Here is a 16,630-nt window from a genome sequence, read left to right as displayed (position 1 = left end):
CTACTTCTTCAGGCGCTGGATCAAGGCCGTGGTCGACGGGTCATGCTGGCCCGTCGCGCCGCTTTCCAGTTCGGGCAGGATGCGACCCGCCATCACCTTGCCCAGCTCGACGCCCCACTGGTCGAAGCTGTTGATCCCCCAGATCACGCCTTCGACGAAGGTCTTGTGCTCATAGAGCGCGATCAGGGCGCCGAAGGTGCGGGGCGTCAGGCGCTCCAGCACCACCAGGGTCGACGGGCGATTGCCGGCGAAGGTGCGCTGGGGCGCCAGGGTCGCGATCTCGGCTTCGGAGACGCCCTTGGCTTTCAGCTCGGCGACCACATCTTCCGTGGTGCGGCCGACCATGAAGGCCTCGGCCTGGGCGAGGAGGTTGGAGAGCAGTTTCTCGTGCATGCCCGCCGGGCCTTCGTCCGACTGGGCGACGCCGATCAGCTCCATGGGCGTGATGTCGGTGCCCTGGTGCATGCACTGGAAGTAGGCGTGCTGGACGTTGGTGCCCTCGTCGCCGAACACCACGGTGGCGGTGCCGCGTTGGGCCGGCTGGCCATTCGGCCCGACCGACTTGCCGTTGGACTCCATCTCCAGCTGCTGGAGGAACGAGGCCAGGCGGCGCAGGCGGTGCGAATACGGAACGACCGAACGAGCGCGACGGTCCAGGCCGTTGCGGTTGAAGATCTGGGCCAGGGCGACCAGCACCGGCGCGTTCTTCTCCAGCGAGGCCGTGCGGAAGTGCTCGTCCATGGCCGCGCCGCCGTCCAGGAAGCCCTGGAAGGCGTCCCAACCCGCGGCGACAGCCACGGAGAGACTGACGGAGGACCACAGCGAATAACGACCGCCGACCCAGTCCCAGAAGCCGAACACGCGGTCGTCCGGCACGCCGAAGGCGGCGGTCTTGTCCAGCGCGGTCGAGATGGCGGCCAGGTGCTGATTGGCGCCGGTCTCGCCCAGGGCCTCGACCAGCCAGGCGCGGGCGGCGCCGGCATTGGCCAGGGTCTCTTGCGTCGTGAAGGTCTTGGAGACGACGATGACCAGGGTCTCTTCCGGGTTCATGTCGGCCGTGGTCAGGGCGAACTCTGCGCCGTCGACATTGGCGATGAAGCGCAGGTCGATCTGGGCTTTCACCGGACGCAGGGCGTCCCACAGCAGGCGGGGACCAAGGTCGCTGCCGCCGATGCCGATGTGCAGGATGGCCTTGAACGGCTTGCCGGTCGCGCCCTTGATCTGGCCCGAACGGACGGCGTCGGCGAAGGCCTTCATGCGCTGGCGGACGGCGTCGACATCGGCCATCACCGGCTGGCCTTGGGCCTTGAAGTCGGCGTCGGCGGGAGCCCGCAGCGCGGTGTGCAGCACGGCGCGGCCTTCGGACGAATTGATCGCCTCGCCGCCGAACATGCGAGCCCGGGCGCCTTCGACATCGGCGGCGTGGGCCAGGTCGAGCGCGGCTTCCAGGCCGGCTTCGTCCCAGGCCTGCTTGGAGAGATCCAGATGCAGGCCAGCGACATCCAGGGTCAGCGCGTCGAGGCGTCCCGGCTCGCTGTCGAAGAACTCGACGATGCGCTTCTCCCCGGCGGCCTTGGCGGCGTCTTCCAGGCGAGTCCAGGCGGTGTCGAGATCGGCCATGCGGGCATCCTCAAGTTTGGTAAATCGCTGTTTACGGAACGGGGCTTATCAAACGGCTGCCGCCACGTCATGGCAGACCAATGACGTTTTTTGCGGGAGTCCCCCCATGTCCTGTGACGCCGTCGCCTTTTCCGCCATGCTCTGGATGGCTTCGTTCAATCCAGGTCAGGCGGCAGGCCCCGCGCCGGCGGTGGCTCAGCAGCCCATGATCCCGCAATCGGTGGCCGGCGAGCCCCTGTTCCAGGACATCGTCAAGCGCGCCAGCCAGCTAAGGGCTCTGACCGAGGCTTACCGCAAGACCCTGGCCGGCGCGGACCCGACGGCCCCTGCTAAGCCGCTGAAAGGTTTCGACGGTTTCTCGGCCAAGATCGGCGAGCTGTCGGCCCTCGACATGAAAGGCCACGTGACGCTGAAGGAGCGCGGCGCGGTCGACGACCTCAAGTGCATCCTGCGCGGCATCAGCCAGGACCTGCCCGAGAAGCTGACCGCCGTTGGCGCGGCGGCGACCATCAAGGCCCAGGACCTGGCCCTGCGCGACTTGGTCTATCTGCTGAACGACAATGTCGAAGTGATCACCGCGCCGCCCCAACCTGCGGCTTAAGCGTCCTTGTACTTCACCGAGCAGCCGTAGGGCGTCTCGAACGGCGTCGCGACCTTGCGGCCGGCCTTCACGTCGGCCAACGCGGCGGCGACCAGGTTCTTGGCCTTGCTCAGGTCCTCGACCTTGCTGGTCGGGATGTCGTCGATCGCGCCCTCGTAGACGACCGCGCCGGTCTTATCGATGACGAACATGTGCGGCGTGGTCTTGGCCTTGTAGAGCGTGGCCACCTTGTTATCGCCGTCCAGCAGCAGGGCCGTCGGCTTGGCGCCCTTGGCCTCCATCCAGGTCTTGGCGGCGGGGGCGTCGAAATAGCCCTGCTTGCCGGGGGCCGACGAGGCGATGGTCAGCCACACCACGCCGTCGGCGCGAGCGGCCTGCTGCAGGCCCTGCATGTTCCCGGAATAGTGCTTCTTCACATAGGGGCAGCCTTCGTTGACCCACTCCAGCACCACGGTCTTGCCGCGGAACTCCGACAGCGAGCGGGTCTTGCCGTCGGCGTCGACGGCGGTGAAGTCGGGGGCGGGCTTGGCATGGGCCAGAGTCGGAACGAGCGCGGTCAAAGGCAGACCAGCGGCGACGAGGCGGCGAGTGATCGACATGTCGGTTCTCCAGCTTCGAGGGTTCCCCCGCCGGCACCATCTCACGGATCGACGGTTTGCGAAACGGTCGCAGAATGCAGAGCCGCCCGCCGAAACTTCGCCATTCTTGCTTGATCCAAGGAGGTCCGACGCCCAGAACGTCTGCATCCTCCTCCCCTGCTCTCTTCGATCGATGTCCCGCACCAAGACCCTCGCCGCCGTCATCGGCTCCGGCCTGCTCCTGGCGGCCTGCGCCACCGAGACGAACACCACGGTCTTCGTGCCCGTCGTCGCGCCGACGCCGCCCAGCTCGCTGACGCCGCAGCCGATCATGCTGTTCAACCAGACCAAGGACGGCCGCAAGCTGTTCACCCTGGACGCCGAGTTCCCCTATTGCGACGTCGAGACGGGCAAGGTGATCGTGGTGCCGCGCTGGTACGTCACCGACTTCGCCAGCGTGCCCTGGTACGGCCAGGGCTTCGTCGACCCGCAGGGCCCGACGGCGCGGGCGGCCATCGTCCACGACTGGCTCTACACGATCGGCGAGCCGGGCAAGCGCGAGGAGGCCGACGCCATCTTCCTGCGGGCGATGATCCGCTACGGCGTGACGCCGTTCCAGGCGAACCTGGCCTATCAGGCCGTGCGGCTGGGGGGCGAAAAGGGCTATGGCCTGCCGACCGACTGGCGCTTCGTCGATCCCAAGCGCCAGAACCTCATGCAGTTCGCGCCGTTCGCCAAGCCGCGCACCGGCATGGTCCGCTACCTGCCCAAGTGCCAGGGCTTCAACGCCCTGATCCAGACCGGCTGGCGCGCCTATCCGATCAAGGTCGAGACCCCGGTGATCCCGCCGCCGCTCGTCGTGACCAAGACCCCGATCGACAAGGTCAAGGAACGACTGCCGTTCGGCGGCGAGAAGAAGAAATAGGGCCTAGGCCCCCGCCTTCTCGATCGCCTCGATCACCAGGCCCTCGGTCAGCAGCTGGGGCAGAATGACCGGCGCGCCGCCGTTCTTGGGATAGACCACGTACAGCGGCACGCCGACGCGGTTGAAGTCGGCCAGGGCCTTGGCGATCAGCGGATCACGATTGGTCCAGTCAGCCTTCAGATAGACGGCGTTCTGGGCCTTGAAGGCGTCGGCGACTTTCGAGCCCGACAGCGCCACCTTCTCGTTGACCTGGCAGGTCACGCACCAGGCGGCGGTGAAGTCGACCAGCACCGGACGGCCGGCGGCTTGCAGCTCGGCGACCTTCTCGGGCGACCAGACCTCGGCGGCCAGGCCCGGGCCCGTCGGCGCTTCAGCGCCAGCAGCAGCGGCGGTCGGCGGCGCGGCGTGCAGGGCGCCGAAGGTCGCGATCGTGAAGGCCAGGCCCAGCGACACGAGGGCGACCAGGATCGAGACCAAAGCCGGCTTGCCCGCGGCGCGGCGGTCTTGGCCCAGGCCATAGAGCCAGGCCCCGAAGGCGGCCAGGACGCCGGCGGCCAGCAGGTGCGCCAGCGACAGCGGCCCAGACTGCTGGGCGAACACCCAGACCAGCCACAGGGCCGCGCCGTACATCGGGAAGGCCAGGCCCTTCTTGAGCACATCCATCCAGGCGCCGGGGCGCGGGAGCAGCTTCAGGAGGCCCGGGATGAAGGCCACGGCCACGAACGGCGCGGCGAAGCCCAGCGCCAAGGCCAGGAACACGGCCAGAGAGATGACGGCCGGCTGGGTCAGGGCGTAGCCCAGGGCGCCGGCCATGAACGGCGCGGTGCAGGGGGCGGCCACCACCACGGCCAGGGCGCCGGTGAAGAAGGCGCCGGTCGCGCCGCCTTGGGCCGAGGCGCCCGAGCCGACGTTCTGCACCGAGGTCCCGATCTCGAAGACACCCGACATGTTCAGGGCGACCAGCAGCATCAGCAGGGCTAGGCCGGCGATGACCAGCGGCGACTGCAGCTGGAAGCCCCAGCCCACCGCCGCGCCGCCGGCCCGTACGGCCAGCAGCAGGCCGGCCAGGGCCAGGAAGGTGGCGACGACGCCCAGCAGGAAGACCAGGCCCTGCAGGCGGGTCTTGCCAGCGTCGTGGGCGTGGCCGGCCAGGCTGGCGGCCTTCATCGACAGCACCGGGAAGACGCACGGCATCAGGTTCAGGATCAACCCGCCCAAGAAGGCGAAGGCCAGCGCGCCGAGCAGGCCGCCCGACGTCGAAGCCGGCGCCGTTTCAGCCGACGGCGCGCCCAACCCACCAGCGGTCGCGGGCGGATCACCCGCCGTGGCGGTGACCTCCCAGGCCCCGGCCTTGGTGGCGATCACGCCTTGCAGCTCGGCCGGGGGCGTGCCGCCGCCGACGAAGTCGTAGCCCGGCTTCAGGGTCAGGGTCAGGCCTTCGGGACCCCGGTCGATGACCTGGTCGGCGGCGTGCTCGATGACCTTGGGCGAATAGGGGAAGAAATAGGCGCCAGCCATGTCGGCGCCCTTCAGCGGGCCACCGGTGACGGCCAGTTTCAGGCTCTGACCGTCCAGCTTGAACACCGCCTTCAGGCCGGCGGACTTGGGCGCCTTGGCCAGGACGTCGGCGACCACCGAGCCCCACTTGGAATCGGCGCCCGCCGCGCCGGCCACGACCGGCAGCAGCAGGGTCAGCTTGGCGTCCTCGGGCACGCAGACCTGCTCGCAGACCAGGTACTGGACGGCGGCGTTCAGGCTGATCGTCGTGCCCACTTGAGCGTCGGCCGGCGCGCTGATCGGCACCGGGATGAAGACCTCGCCCTCATAGGCATAGTCCAGCAGCGGGCCCAACTTGGCCTTTTGCGGCGTCGGCCAGACCATGTCGCCGGCGCTCCAGCCTTGCGGCAGGGTCCAGGTGATCTTGGTCGGCTCGCCGGCGTCGCCCGGATTGCGCCAATAGGTGTGCCAGCCGGGAATGATCTTCTGGCGCAGGGCCACATAGATCGTGCCGCCCGGCGCGATGCCGCTCTCCTGGGCGACCAGCTCGGACTCGATGTGCCCGGAATTGACCACGGGACCGGCGACCGCCGCTCCGGCCAGCAGGGTCGCCGCCAGCAAGGCTTGCAGGGCGAGAACGGCTCTCTTGAGGAACATGAGCGGGTCCGGGGGAGGAAAACGACTGCGGACGAACACATGGCCCGCTAACGGCGGCTCGACAATGGTGAAGACGCAACAGACAGTCGAAGAGCCTGTCCGTTTCGGGTGATTCACCCGAAACGGATAAACAGGCTCGTCCTTTATTGCAGAGAATGGCGCCCGCCATTCTCTGGTGGAATCAAACGGAGCTGCCCATGCCCGCCGCCTTTGACGACATCGAGATCGGTCAGGTCGTCAACCTGGGCTCGCGGGCCGTGGACACCAAGGCGCTGGACGCCTTCATCGCCGCCTTCACCCCCGGCTGGCCGGTCGAGAACGGCGCGCCGGACGGAATGGTCTTCGCCATCTGGACCCGCCTGGACGGCGAGGCCAGCGCCGCTTGGCCGCAGACCAAGCGCCTGGGCGTGGACGCCCTGCGCTGGATGCGCAACCCGCCCGTCGGCGAACTGCTGCGCGGCCGCATGACCGTGATGGGCAAGGACCCGGTCGGCGAAGGCAAGGGCATCGTCATCGCCCAGCACGACCTGCTCGACGAGGCCGGCCGCCTGGTCTTCTCGTGCCTGACCCGCAGCATCTTCGCGCGCTAAAGAAAAAGGCGGCGGAGCCGAAGCCCCGCCGCCCTCTCATTCTCAGCTGACGCCGAACCTTAGTTCGCGGCGCCGGTCTGCGCTTGCAGCAGCATGGTCTTGTTGATCAGGCGATCCCAACCCAGCAGCGACACCAGGTGCGCGTAGATCTGGGCCAGGGCGCCGTTTTCCTGCAGTTCCTTCAGCTTCTCGGCCGACAGGCCGTTCAGCTTCTCTTCCGAGACGCCGAAGTACTCGGCGACGGTGACCGGCTCGCCGGCCGCGGCGCCGGTTTCGTCCTGCGGCTGGAAGATCGCCTTCTTCAGCTCGAACAGGTCGTTGTCCTTCAGGATCTGGACGAACGAGTCCGTGCGGCGGCGCTCGACTTCGAAGTCGTCGCAGAACTTGATGCAGTTCTGGGTGTATTCGGTCGGCTCGCCCTTGGCGTCGAACAGCGGGGTGTCGCCCTTGGTCGACAGCAGGTCCGAACCGACGTCGATGCAGACGATCAGGCGGTCTTGCGTGTCGTCATTGGCCAGGACGAACGGATAACGGCGGATATAGGCCGGGATGTAGACGTTGGCTTCAACAGCGCCATCGGCGGTGATGAACAGGTTCTCGGCCTGGTTCAGGCCCATCACGGCCAGCGGCACCTTGTCGTCGCCGGCGAAGATCACCGGGAACGTCAGGGCGGCCGGCGCGAATTCCGAGACCGTCAGCGGCACGGCGGTGCCAGCGGCGGCGAAGCCATACGGCTTGTCCTTGTGGACCAGGGCCAGCTTGGCGTGCTGCTCGCGGTTCAGCGGTTCCGGCGAGTTGTAGAACAGGACGTTGCCGGAGATCTCACCGGCGGACTGGGACGTGGTCATGAAGAGCTCTACGACAGAATTAGAAAACGGACGCTCGAACGCTTCAAGACGCCCGCAAAGGCTCGGCGTTCTAGCCGATCCCGACGAGCCCGGCAATCTGGGCTGCTGTCATAGCCGGACCCTGCACCTGGAATTCATCCCTGGCGCGAGCCGTTAAGCTTGATATCCGCCGCTCCAGGCGAAGAAGTCCGGGGCCTGGACAAGGGGGAGGATGGCCCAAGCCCCGGACCGACGCGATCCCCAGGGGCTGCCGGGGATCGCGTGTTCATGATCAGAACCGCCAGGCGAAGCCCGCGCGGACCGAGCGACCCGGCGACGGCGCGAAGTCCTTCAGGAACGAGGCGTGCTCGCGGATCGTCTCGTCGGTCAGGTTGCGACCGTCGACGAACAGGCGAAGGCCCGAGTCGGCGATCGGCTTGAAGGTGACCATGGCGTTGACCTGGGTGTAGCCGTCGGTCGGCAGCTCGAAGGTCGCCGTCCGGTTCTGGCTGGCCACGCGGCGGACCTCGGCCTGGACGTCCAGGCGCGGGGCGCTCCACACCACCCGGCCGGTCACGGCCCACGGCGGCACGCGGGCCGGCGCGCCGAAGTCGGTCGAACCGCGCACCCAGTCATAGACGCCTTCCAGCTTCAGCGACTGCTCGCCGCCGCGCCACGCGACGTAAGAAGCCTCGGCCTCGGCGCCATGGAAGTTGGCCTTGGTCTGGAAGTACTGGAACACCGGCAGGTCGTCCTGGACCGCGCCGGTCGGGGCCTCTTCGATGAAGCCGTCGTACCAGGCGCCCCACAGGTGGCCTTCCAGGCGCAGGCGGTCGCCGGTGTAGCGATAAGTCGCCTCCAGCGAGGTCACCTTCTCGGACTTCAGGTCGGCGTCGCCGACTTCATAGCCGCCGGTGCCCGGGTGCGGGCCGTCGGCGAACAGCTCGAACTCGGTCGGGGCGCGGCCGTTGCGCGACAGGGCCAGGGCGACGAACTGCTTGTCGGCCGGCTTGTAGAACACGCCCAGCGAGGCCGAGACGTTGTCGAACGTCTTGCTGGTGAAGTCGGTCTTCAGTTCACGACTGTCGAAGCGCAGGCCCGCATCGACGCCCCAGACGCCGCGATCCAGGCGCTGCAGGGTGAAGACGCCGTATTCCTTGATATCGGTCGAGGGCACGAAGGCCTCGTCGCCGATGGCCGAGAAGTGGCGCTCCAGGGCCTGGAAGCCCACCGCGCCCTGCCAGCCGTCACGCTCCTTCTGGACCAGTTCCAGGCGGCCTTCGGTGCCGTCCGACAGGAAGCGGGTGCCGACCTCGCCGCTGTCGACCGAGACCTCGGCGTGCTCGTACTTGGCATGGCCGACCGACAGGCGGACCTTGTCGAAGAGGCCGAGGTCAACGTTCTGCTCACCGCGCAGGTCGTAGCGGGTCTGTTGCAGGTGGATCGAGACGGGGCCTTCCGCGTCCGGATCGATCGGGGCCAGCACCTGCAGGTACGGCACGCCGTAGGTCGTGTCGGTCTTCTTGATGGCCACGCCCAGGAAACCGCTGTCGTGCACGTAAGAGACGCCGGCGCCATAGGCGTCGACCTCGACATCGGTGTTCTTGACGGTCTTGTCCGGGTCCGGGGTCAAGCCGTCCCGGCGGGCCAGGCGCGACGAGACTGGAGCGGTCGGGACGTCGTAGTCGCTGCTCACGCGGTGATCGGCGTCGACGGCGAAGACCAGCGGGCCCTTGCCAAACTTGGCCGAGCCGTTGATCGACTTGCCGTCGTCGACGCTCGAGGCCGAGCCGGCGATGCGGCCCTCGAAGCCGTTCTCGGCCGGGGACGACGGGACGCGCTCGTCGATGATGTTGACCACCCCGCCGATGCCCGAGCCGCCATAGGCCAGGGTCGAGGGACCACGCAGCACCTCGATGCGCGAGGCCTCGCCCGGATCGGACGCCACGGCGTGGTCGGGCGACAGCGACGAGGCGTCGACCTGGCCGACGCCGTTCTCCAGCACCATGACGCGCGGACCCGACAGGCCGCGGATGACCGGGCGGCTGGCGCCGGGACCGTAGAAGGTCGAGCGCAGGCCCGGCTGACCGTTCAGGGTGTCGCCCAGGCCGGCGGGCGGCAGGACGTCCAGCTTGTCGCGGGTGATGACGTTGACGCTGCTGGTCACGGTGTCCAGCGACACGGCGTACGGCGCGGCGGTGATGACCACCTTGTCGACGGCATTGTCGGGCGTCTCGGGGGCGTCCTCGGCATGGGCGGAAACGGCGGCGGCGAGCGCGATGAGGCTCGCGGCTGAGAAGGCGACGCGACGAAGCATGAGGGGTCTCTGGACGACTGAAAACTTGACCGGGGGAGCGGTCGAGAAGAGTGTTATGAAATAACATACGCGCACGTCAATCCGCTTTCGCTTGACGCGAGAATTTCGCGCCGCTCTGTGGGCGCATGACCTCAGGGACGCACTCCATGACCCGTTTTGTGCTGATCGCCGCCGCGTTGAGCGGCCTGGCGCTGGCCGGCTGTTCGAGCGACGGCCTGCCCAATCCGTTCAAGACTCACGCAGCCAAGCCGGCCGCCGTCGCCATGACCGCGCCTTCGGCCGGCTGGGTGAAGCCGCCGCCGGGCTACCTGCCGGCCGGCGCGATCGACGCGGCGACGATCATCGGTCCGCCGCCCGAGCCGGACAGCCCGCGTGGCAAGGCCGAGCGCGTCCAGTTCGAAGAGACCCGCAAGCTGGTCAACACCGAGACCTGGAGCCGGGCCATCGCCGACGCCGACCTGTCGGGCAAGAACGGCATGAAGGCCTTCTCGTGCGCGGCCGGCGTCACCCTCAGCGCCGAGGCGACCCCGACCCTGGCCAACCTGTTGCTGCGCCTCACCGACGACGCGGCCAAGATCTACCAGCCGGCCAAGGCGGTCTTCCAGCGCCCGCGCCCGCCTGTCGGCAACACCGCGCCGATCTGCGTGCCGCGCGAGGACTGGATCAACACCGACGGCTCGTATCCGTCCGGCCACGGCCTGATCGGCTGGGCCTGGGCCTCGGTGATCGCCGAACTGGTTCCGGACAAGGCTTCTCCCATCCTGGCGCGCGGCAAGGCGTTCGGCGACAGTCGGATCATCTGCGGCGTCCACTTCCAGAGCGACGTCGAGGCGGGGCGTTACCTGGGCTCGGCGATGGTCACGCGGCTGCATGACGATCCGGGCTTCATGGCCGACCTGGCCAAGGCCCGCGAAGAGGTGAAGGCCTCGAGGGCCAAGGGCGCGCCGCAGGGGTGCGGGGCCTAAGCCCGCGCCACGAACATTACGTGCGCGCGGAGCGGATGGTCCTCCGCCAGCCCGGGATGGTCGAAGTCCCGCGCCGGGTCGGGCGTCATGCCGATCCGGCGCATGACCGACTGCGAGGCCAGGTTCGTGCGCGCCGTGAAGGCGATGATCTCGGGCTGCCCCAGCTGGTTCAGGCCATAGTCCAACGCCGCCCGAGCCGCCTCGGTGGCGTAGCCTTGGCCCCAGGCGTCGGGATGGAAGCGCCAGCCGATCTCGACCACCTGGCCAAGCCCTACCTCCGGCGGAACCCACCAGACTCCGGTCATGCCGACCATCCGCGCGTCGGCCCGGCGCTCGACGACCCAGAAGCTGAATCCATGCTCGAACTGGTGAGCCTGGACCTGATCGACGAACGCGTCGCTGGCGACGCGATCACGCACGCCGCCCAGCCAGGCGCCGACCCGCGAGTCGCCGTTCATGGCGGCGATGGCGTCCCGGTCAGCGTCGACCGCCGGGCGCAATACCAGGCGGTCGGTCGTGATCATGCAGGGCGGCCGGTGGCCAGGGCCGTGTAGAGCTCCGGCCGGCGATCGCGGAAGAAGCCCCAGGCGGCGCGGTGCGTGCGCAGGAAGTCGAGATCAAACGTCCCGCTGACCAGGCCCTCGTCCGTGTGACCCAGCTCGCTGATCAGGTCGCCGCGATGGTCGGCGACGAAGCTGGAGCCGTAGAAGGTCTGGCCGCCGTTCGGATAGCCGTCCCACGGTTCGAAGCCGATGCGGTTGGCGCCGATCACCGGGATCACGTTGCTGACCGCATGGCCCTGCATCGCCCGCTGCCAGGGCAGGGTCGTGTTCAGGGTCGGGTCGTGCGGCTCGGTGCCGATCGCGGTCGGATAGAACAGGGCCTCGGCGCCCATCAAGGCCATGGCGCGGGCCGCTTCCGGGTACCACTGGTCCCAGCAGATGCCGACGCCGATGCGGCCGAAACGCGTGTCCCAGACCTTGAAGCCGGTGTCGCCGGGCCGGAAATAATACTTCTCCTGATAGCCTGGGCCGTCGGGGATGTGGCTCTTGCGATAGAGGCCCAGCATCGACCCGTCGGCGTCGGCCATGACCAGGCTGTTGAAGTAGTGCGGGCCCTCGCGCTCGAAGATCGAGATCGGGATCACCACACCCAGCTCGCCGGCCAGCGGCGCGATGGCCTTGACCACGGGATGCTCGCGCCACGGATGGGCCTCGGCGAACCAGCGCTCTTCCTGGGTGACGCAGAAATACGGCCCCTGGAACAGCTCCGACGGCAGGATGACCTGCGCGCCCTTGGCGGCCGCTTCACGGATGAAGGCTTCGGTCTTCTTGATGTTGGCCTGCAGATCCATGCCGTACGAGGTCTGGATCGCGGCGACGTTGAGCGTGCGGGCCATCAGGCGGTCTCCGGCTCTTGCTGGCTGATGCAGTGGAACGACCCGCCGCCGGTCAGGATGGCGGTGGACGGCAGACCGATGACTTGGCGCTCGGGGAACAGGCCCTTGATCACCTCGACGGCGAAGGCGCCCGACTCCTCGGCGTAGATCGGCACGATGACCGCCTCGTTGGCGATCAGGAAGTTCATGTGCGAGGCCGGGATCGGCTCGCCGTCCTCGTCCAGGATCCGGCCCGGCGAAGGGATGCGGGCGACCTGGATGGGCGAGCCGCGGCTGTCGGTCATGCCGGCCAGCAGGCGGGCGGTCTCGGCGTACATGTCCGCGTTCGGATCATCCGCGCCGAAAGCCATCGGGCAGGCCACGACACCCGGCGCGACGAAGCGGGCCAGGTTGTCGACGTGACCGTCGGTGTGGTCGTTCAGCAGGCCATCGCCCAGCCACAGGATCTTCTTCGCGCCCAGCGCGTCGGCGAGCGCCGACGTGGCCGCGGCCTCGTCCCAACCGGTGTTGCGGTTTTCGTTCAGCAGGCACTGGCGGGTGGTCAGGATGGTGCCCAGGCCGTCATGGTCCAGCGAACCGCCCTCGAGGATGAAGTTGTTGCGGGCCAGCGGCGCGCCCGAGGCGGCGGCGATCTGCTCGGCGACGGTGTCGTCGCCCTCCATCTCGTACTTGCCGCCCCAGCCGTTGAACTGGAAGCCGGCCGCGACCGCCGCGCCGGCGCGGTCGAAGAAGATCGGGCCGGTGTCGCGCAGCCAGATGTCGCCGAACTGGCCGCGAACGATCTCGACGCTGGTGTCGGAGAGCAGCGCGCGAGCGGCGGCTTCCGCCTCATCGCCAACGACCATCAGGCGCACGCGCTCGCCGCCCGGACCGGCCAGGGCGCGGGCCAGGTCGGCGACCTCCTGCTGGGCCTGTTCCAGGTCTTCCTGCCACAGCTCGGCGTGGCTTGGGAAACCCACCCACATGGCGCGGTGCGGAGCCCATTCGGCGGGGACGGTGACGGTCATTCGAAAAGCCCATTGAAGGGGTGAAACGCGAAAGGGGGCGCAGATGGCCCCTACGGCTGGCGGGGTCAAGGCCCCTAAGTAGCAAACGCAGATGACAAAGAAAAAGGGCGGCCCCGGAGGACCGCCCTTCTCCCTAGTCATGATCGAGTTCTTAGAACTCGTAGCGCAGCGAGATCTGGGCGTACCAGAGCGACTGAGCGATGTTCCGGCTCTTGGTGACCGAGGTCGGAACGTTCGAGTACTGGTAGGCCGGGCAGCTGGCGCCGTTGGTGCCGGCAGCCAGGGCCGCGCCCGTCGAGGTGACGCACGAGACGCGGGCCAGGGTGTTGCCGTCGAAGTATTCTTCGACCTTGCCCCAGTCGCGATCGATCAGGTTCAGCAGGTTACGAATGTCGACCTGGACCTTCAGCTTGTGGCCGTCGATCAGGGTCGGCAGTTCCTGGCTCAGCTGCAGGTCGAGGCGGCTCAGGTCCTTGTTCCGGTTCGAGTACTTCTCGAGGATGCCCGGCTTCAGGTTGAACTGGTTCACGTAGGCCAGGAAGCGGTCGCGGTTGGCCGCGTCGCTGAAGAACACGTTGCCGTACTGCAGCGGGTTGGTGCTGGAGGCGGTCGCCATGTCCGGCACGTACAGCAGCTGGGCGGCGCGGTTCACACCGAACACCGGGCTACGGCCCGAAGCGGCGTCCTGCATCGTGAAGCCATACGGACGACCCGAGGTGCGCTCGCCGAACAGGCTGATGCGGGTCTCGTTGTCGCCGAAGAACTTCTTACGATAGCCCAGTTCCAGCTTGTAGCGGTTTTGGATCTCTTCCAGGCCCGTGCCGTAGGCGTCGCGAGCCGGGTCGAGGCCGGCCGGAACGCTGTTGTACAGCGAGCCAGCAGTCGTACCGAAGCGCAGACCGGCGTTCGACTCGTCGATGTTCTGACGGGCGTAGCCGACGGCGAAGTCGACGCCGAAGTCGAACGACTTCGACAGGCCGACGGCGGCCGTGAAGGCCTCGCCCTTGTCGATGTTCGTCGCGATCAGGTCGCGGTTATCACCGGGGTTGGTCGAGGTCACGCCTTGAGCGGCGCGCTGGGCGGCCGTCAAGGTCAGACCGTCATAACGCGGACGACCGTCCGGGGTCACGGCGCGCTGGCCGTTGACCATCAGCGGCTGAGCGCGGACGTCGACGAAGGTGATGGCGTTCTGAGCCTGGGTCGCGACGTATTGCGCGTCCAGACGCCAGCCAGCCCAGATGTCCCACGAACCGTTGAAGTACAGCTTCCACTCGGACGGCAGGCGGAAGGCCGGCGACAGAGCGATGGTTTCGTTGGTCGGGTTGATGCCCGGGGTGCCGGCCAGGGTGCCTTGCTGGAACTGACGCACGATGTCCGGGATCTCATAACCGAACTTCGCGAAGGTGTTCAGGTTGTCCAGGGCGGCGGAGCCCACCGCGGTGGTGAAGCCAGGGGTGACACCCGACGAGGTCGACGCTTCCAGGTAGCCCGTGGCGCTGGTGCAGTTCGCGGCCGTGGCCACGCAGCGACGGATCGTGGTGCCCGCGATCTGGTAGCCGTTGTTGTAGAACGGCGTAGCGAACAGCACTTCCGGCTGACCGCCCGAGAACAGACCGAAGCCCGCGCTCACCTTGATGCGGTCGCTGACGCGCCAGTTGGCCGAGACGCGCGGCTGCAGGACGCTCAGACCATCGAGGGTCTTGGCGTTGGTGAAGCCGGTGCGGGCGACGAAGTTCGGGTTGGTGCCCGGAACGTCGTCCATCTTGATCCAGTCGAAGCGGAAGCCCGCCGTGACCTTGATGTCGTCGGTGACGTCGATCGCGTCCTGAGCGTAGATCGAGTGCTGCCAGTACTTGAAGTTGGCGGCGGCGTCGTCGGCGTTGCCGGTGACCGAGTTGCTGTAGACCAGCGAGCTGGCGCGGCCGGCGGCGAAGTCGGCGATCGAGTCGAAGTAGTAGGTGCCGCGCGAGTTCGGCACGAACACGTTGAACACTTCCTTCTTCGAGCCCTGATAGCCGAGCTTGAAGACGTGGTCGTTCAGCGAGTAGGTCGCCGTGCCCTGGAACACCGCTTCCTGGATGTCCAGGCGGTTGGCGTGACGGTTCAGGTCAGGACCAAAACGGACGCTCGAGAAGCCGGTGGCGCAGGTCTGGATCGACGAGTTCGTCGCGCCGGTGTCAGCGTTCGGAGCCGCGCAGATCGTGATGTCCGAGAAGTTCTGGCCGCTCTTCGGGTTTTGACCCTTCACCCAGTCGCGATAGGTCGCGCGCAGGGTCGTCGACAGACGCTTGGTCCAATCCGAGTTGATTTCCAGCGTGGTGCCTTCGTCGCGATAGCTGGCGTCGTACCAGTGCGAGTCCAGAGCCGCCGTCGTCGTACCCAGGTCGGTGCGCGAGGTGAACACCGAGTCGGCGCGACGATAGGTCAGGCTGGCGCGGTGGTTGTCGTTGATGTTCCAGTCGATCTTGGCCGAGTACTTCTTGTCGGTCACCGGCGTGGTGCGGGTGATGCCGCCGGCCGCGTAATCGCTGGCGTAGTTGTTGTTATAGATGCCGACGATCTGGTCGATCGTGGCTTGCGTCAGGCCGTTGGAGAAGCTGTTGGCGAAGCCGGCGCCGGCCGGACCCGTGTTGGTCGTGTCCGCGGTCTGGTACTTTTCGTACGAGACGGCGAAGAACAGCTTGTCGCGCCAGATCGGACCCGACAGGAAGCCACCGAAGTTCTTCTGGCTGATCTGCTGCTGAACGCGGCTGGTGCCGATGTACTTACCGACCAGGCCTTCGTTCAGGTAGTTGTAGAAGGCCGAACCGTGGAACTTGTTGCCGCCCGAACGCAGGACGATGTTCAGGGCGCCGCCCGTGAACGAGCCGTTCTCGACGTCGGTCGGAACCGCGGCGACGCTGAACTGCTCGATGGCGTCCAGCGAGATCGGACCGCGCGCCGTCGGCAGGCCGCCGGTTTCCAGGCCGTAGGGGTCCTGGGCCGAGACGCCGTCGATCGTGATGCGGTTCATCCGGGGGTTCGAGCCGGCGATCGAGATGCCGCCGTCGTTACGGATGTTTTGCGAGACCAGCAGGTCGCGGCGGGCCAGGTCGCGCACGTCGCGGGCGACCGAGACGACGCCTTCGATGGCGTCGCGGTTCAGGACCGTCTTCGGACCGGTTTCACCGTCGTTGCCCGACGAGGCCGTGATCACGACCGCGTCGACTTGAGCCGCGCTCAGGTCGACGTCGATGCGCGCCGTGTCGGCGAGGGTCAGGTAGGCGTCAGTGACCTTCTTGGCGTCATAGTTGGCCGCCGAGACGGTGATTTCATACGGGCCGCCGACGCGCAGGCCGCGGGCGTCGTACGAACCGTTGACGTCCGTCACGGTGGTCGAGCGCGTGCCCGACGGCGTGTGAAGGATCGTCACGGTGGCCCCAGCCACCGGCGCACCGTCAGCCGTGACGGCGCCGCGGACGGCCGAAGTGGTTTCTTGAGCGTAGACGGCGCTGGCCGCAGCGAGCGCAAGTACGCCCAACGCCGCGCCACTGGCGAGCCGCTGGATCGAAGTCATCTTAATCCCCTCATTATTTCCGTACGCCACGCCGTAGCGACGTGACGCAACCTGGCCGCTCTTTACCCGGCTTATTCAAAGGTTTGGTGAC

At 67.6% G+C, this 16,630-nt stretch carries 13 protein-coding genes; 4 read left to right on the top strand and 9 right to left on the bottom strand.

What is annotated here, in order from left to right:
* Nucleotides 1–1,620, bottom strand: coding sequence for a glucose-6-phosphate isomerase (gene pgi / locus AC07NF_RS14090; protein ID WP_494626780.1), 1,620 nt, complete (start codon nucleotides 1,618–1,620; stop codon nucleotides 1–3).
* A gap of 106 nt (nucleotides 1,621–1,726) precedes the next feature.
* On the opposite strand from pgi, the gene AC07NF_RS14085 reads away from it, so the two are divergent.
* Nucleotides 1,727–2,221, top strand: coding sequence for a hypothetical protein (locus tag AC07NF_RS14085; protein ID WP_494626778.1), 495 nt, complete (start codon nucleotides 1,727–1,729; stop codon nucleotides 2,219–2,221).
* Here the strand turns inward: AC07NF_RS14085 and AC07NF_RS14080 are convergent.
* Entirely contained in the window at nucleotides 2,218–2,820 is a 603-nt protein-coding gene (locus AC07NF_RS14080; RefSeq protein WP_494626776.1) for a thioredoxin family protein, read from the bottom strand. The genes AC07NF_RS14085 and AC07NF_RS14080 overlap by 4 nt on opposite strands.
* A 172-nt stretch (nucleotides 2,821–2,992) precedes the next feature.
* Between AC07NF_RS14080 and AC07NF_RS14075 the strand changes: the two genes are divergently transcribed.
* Nucleotides 2,993–3,724 (top strand): DUF1353 domain-containing protein, encoded by a 732-nt coding sequence (locus tag AC07NF_RS14075; protein WP_494626774.1) that lies wholly within the window; start codon nucleotides 2,993–2,995, stop codon nucleotides 3,722–3,724.
* A gap of 3 nt (nucleotides 3,725–3,727) precedes the next feature.
* Here AC07NF_RS14075 and AC07NF_RS14070 read toward each other — a convergent pair whose 3' ends face one another.
* Nucleotides 3,728–5,878 carry a protein-disulfide reductase DsbD family protein gene (locus AC07NF_RS14070; protein WP_494626772.1) on the bottom strand — a complete coding sequence of 717 codons (2,151 nt, stop codon included), beginning with the start codon at nucleotides 5,876–5,878 and terminating at the stop codon, nucleotides 3,728–3,730.
* 197 nt (nucleotides 5,879–6,075) lie between these two features.
* Between AC07NF_RS14070 and AC07NF_RS14065 the strand changes: the two genes are divergently transcribed.
* Nucleotides 6,076–6,468, top strand: a complete 393-nt coding sequence (locus tag AC07NF_RS14065) for a hotdog family protein (RefSeq protein ID WP_494626770.1) — start codon at nucleotides 6,076–6,078, stop codon at nucleotides 6,466–6,468.
* A 59-nt stretch (nucleotides 6,469–6,527) separates the two neighbouring features.
* On the opposite strand, the gene AC07NF_RS14060 is transcribed toward AC07NF_RS14065, so the two are convergent.
* Entirely contained in the window at nucleotides 6,528–7,316 is a 789-nt protein-coding gene (locus AC07NF_RS14060; RefSeq protein ID WP_492815757.1) for a SapC family protein, read from the bottom strand.
* Nucleotides 7,317–7,587: 271 nt separating this feature from the next.
* Nucleotides 7,588–9,612 (bottom strand): TonB-dependent receptor, encoded by a 2,025-nt coding sequence (locus tag AC07NF_RS14055; protein ID WP_492815758.1) that lies wholly within the window; start codon nucleotides 9,610–9,612, stop codon nucleotides 7,588–7,590.
* A gap of 146 nt (nucleotides 9,613–9,758) precedes the next feature.
* Here AC07NF_RS14055 and AC07NF_RS14050 point away from each other — a divergent pair, with 146 nt between their 5' ends.
* Entirely contained in the window at nucleotides 9,759–10,577 is an 819-nt protein-coding gene (locus AC07NF_RS14050; RefSeq protein WP_494626767.1) for an acid phosphatase, read from the top strand.
* On the opposite strand, the gene AC07NF_RS14045 is transcribed toward AC07NF_RS14050, so the two are convergent.
* From AC07NF_RS14045 to AC07NF_RS14030, 4 genes are all read right to left on the bottom strand, one after another.
* Nucleotides 10,574–11,101: a GNAT family N-acetyltransferase gene (locus tag AC07NF_RS14045; RefSeq protein ID WP_494626765.1), complete on the bottom strand. Its 528-nt coding sequence runs from the start codon at nucleotides 11,099–11,101 to the stop codon at nucleotides 10,574–10,576. The genes AC07NF_RS14050 and AC07NF_RS14045 overlap by 4 nt on opposite strands.
* Nucleotides 11,098–11,976 carry an N-carbamoylputrescine amidase gene (gene aguB / locus AC07NF_RS14040; protein WP_494626763.1) on the bottom strand — a complete coding sequence of 293 codons (879 nt, stop codon included), beginning with the start codon at nucleotides 11,974–11,976 and terminating at the stop codon, nucleotides 11,098–11,100. The genes AC07NF_RS14045 and aguB overlap by 4 nt, the downstream gene beginning before the upstream one ends.
* Entirely contained in the window at nucleotides 11,976–12,983 is a 1,008-nt protein-coding gene (locus tag AC07NF_RS14035) for an agmatine deiminase family protein (RefSeq protein WP_494626761.1), read from the bottom strand. Before AC07NF_RS14035 ends, aguB begins: the two co-directional genes overlap by 1 nt.
* 151 nt (nucleotides 12,984–13,134) lie before the next feature.
* Nucleotides 13,135–16,539: a TonB-dependent receptor gene (locus AC07NF_RS14030; RefSeq protein WP_492815763.1), complete on the bottom strand. Its 3,405-nt coding sequence runs from the start codon at nucleotides 16,537–16,539 to the stop codon at nucleotides 13,135–13,137.
* Nucleotides 16,540–16,630: the final 91 nt, after the last annotated feature.

It is taken from the genome of Caulobacter sp. GW821-FHT10A06, from assembly GCF_059415805.1.
The sequence above is the reverse complement of the archived record's forward strand: the minus strand, read 5'-3'. Positions and strand labels throughout refer to the sequence as shown.

What these genes read in the sequence shown, in the direction of transcription:
- pgi (WP_494626780.1), bottom strand. Translation starts at nt 1,620, where the DNA reads ATGGCCGATCTCGACACCGCCTGGACTCGCCTGGAAGACGCCGCCAAG.
- AC07NF_RS14085 (WP_494626778.1), top strand. Translation starts at nt 1,727, where the DNA reads ATGTCCTGTGACGCCGTCGCCTTTTCCGCCATGCTCTGGATGGCTTCG.
- AC07NF_RS14080 (WP_494626776.1), bottom strand. Translation starts at nt 2,820, where the DNA reads ATGTCGATCACTCGCCGCCTCGTCGCCGCTGGTCTGCCTTTGACCGCG.
- AC07NF_RS14075 (WP_494626774.1), top strand. Translation starts at nt 2,993, where the DNA reads ATGTCCCGCACCAAGACCCTCGCCGCCGTCATCGGCTCCGGCCTGCTC.
- AC07NF_RS14070 (WP_494626772.1), bottom strand. Translation starts at nt 5,878, where the DNA reads ATGTTCCTCAAGAGAGCCGTTCTCGCCCTGCAAGCCTTGCTGGCGGCG.
- AC07NF_RS14065 (WP_494626770.1), top strand. Translation starts at nt 6,076, where the DNA reads ATGCCCGCCGCCTTTGACGACATCGAGATCGGTCAGGTCGTCAACCTG.
- AC07NF_RS14060 (WP_492815757.1), bottom strand. Translation starts at nt 7,316, where the DNA reads ATGACCACGTCCCAGTCCGCCGGTGAGATCTCCGGCAACGTCCTGTTC.
- AC07NF_RS14055 (WP_492815758.1), bottom strand. Translation starts at nt 9,612, where the DNA reads ATGCTTCGTCGCGTCGCCTTCTCAGCCGCGAGCCTCATCGCGCTCGCC.
- AC07NF_RS14050 (WP_494626767.1), top strand. Translation starts at nt 9,759, where the DNA reads ATGACCCGTTTTGTGCTGATCGCCGCCGCGTTGAGCGGCCTGGCGCTG.
- AC07NF_RS14045 (WP_494626765.1), bottom strand. Translation starts at nt 11,101, where the DNA reads ATGATCACGACCGACCGCCTGGTATTGCGCCCGGCGGTCGACGCTGAC.
- aguB (WP_494626763.1), bottom strand. Translation starts at nt 11,976, where the DNA reads ATGGCCCGCACGCTCAACGTCGCCGCGATCCAGACCTCGTACGGCATG.
- AC07NF_RS14035 (WP_494626761.1), bottom strand. Translation starts at nt 12,983, where the DNA reads ATGACCGTCACCGTCCCCGCCGAATGGGCTCCGCACCGCGCCATGTGG.
- AC07NF_RS14030 (WP_492815763.1), bottom strand. Translation starts at nt 16,539, where the DNA reads ATGACTTCGATCCAGCGGCTCGCCAGTGGCGCGGCGTTGGGCGTACTT.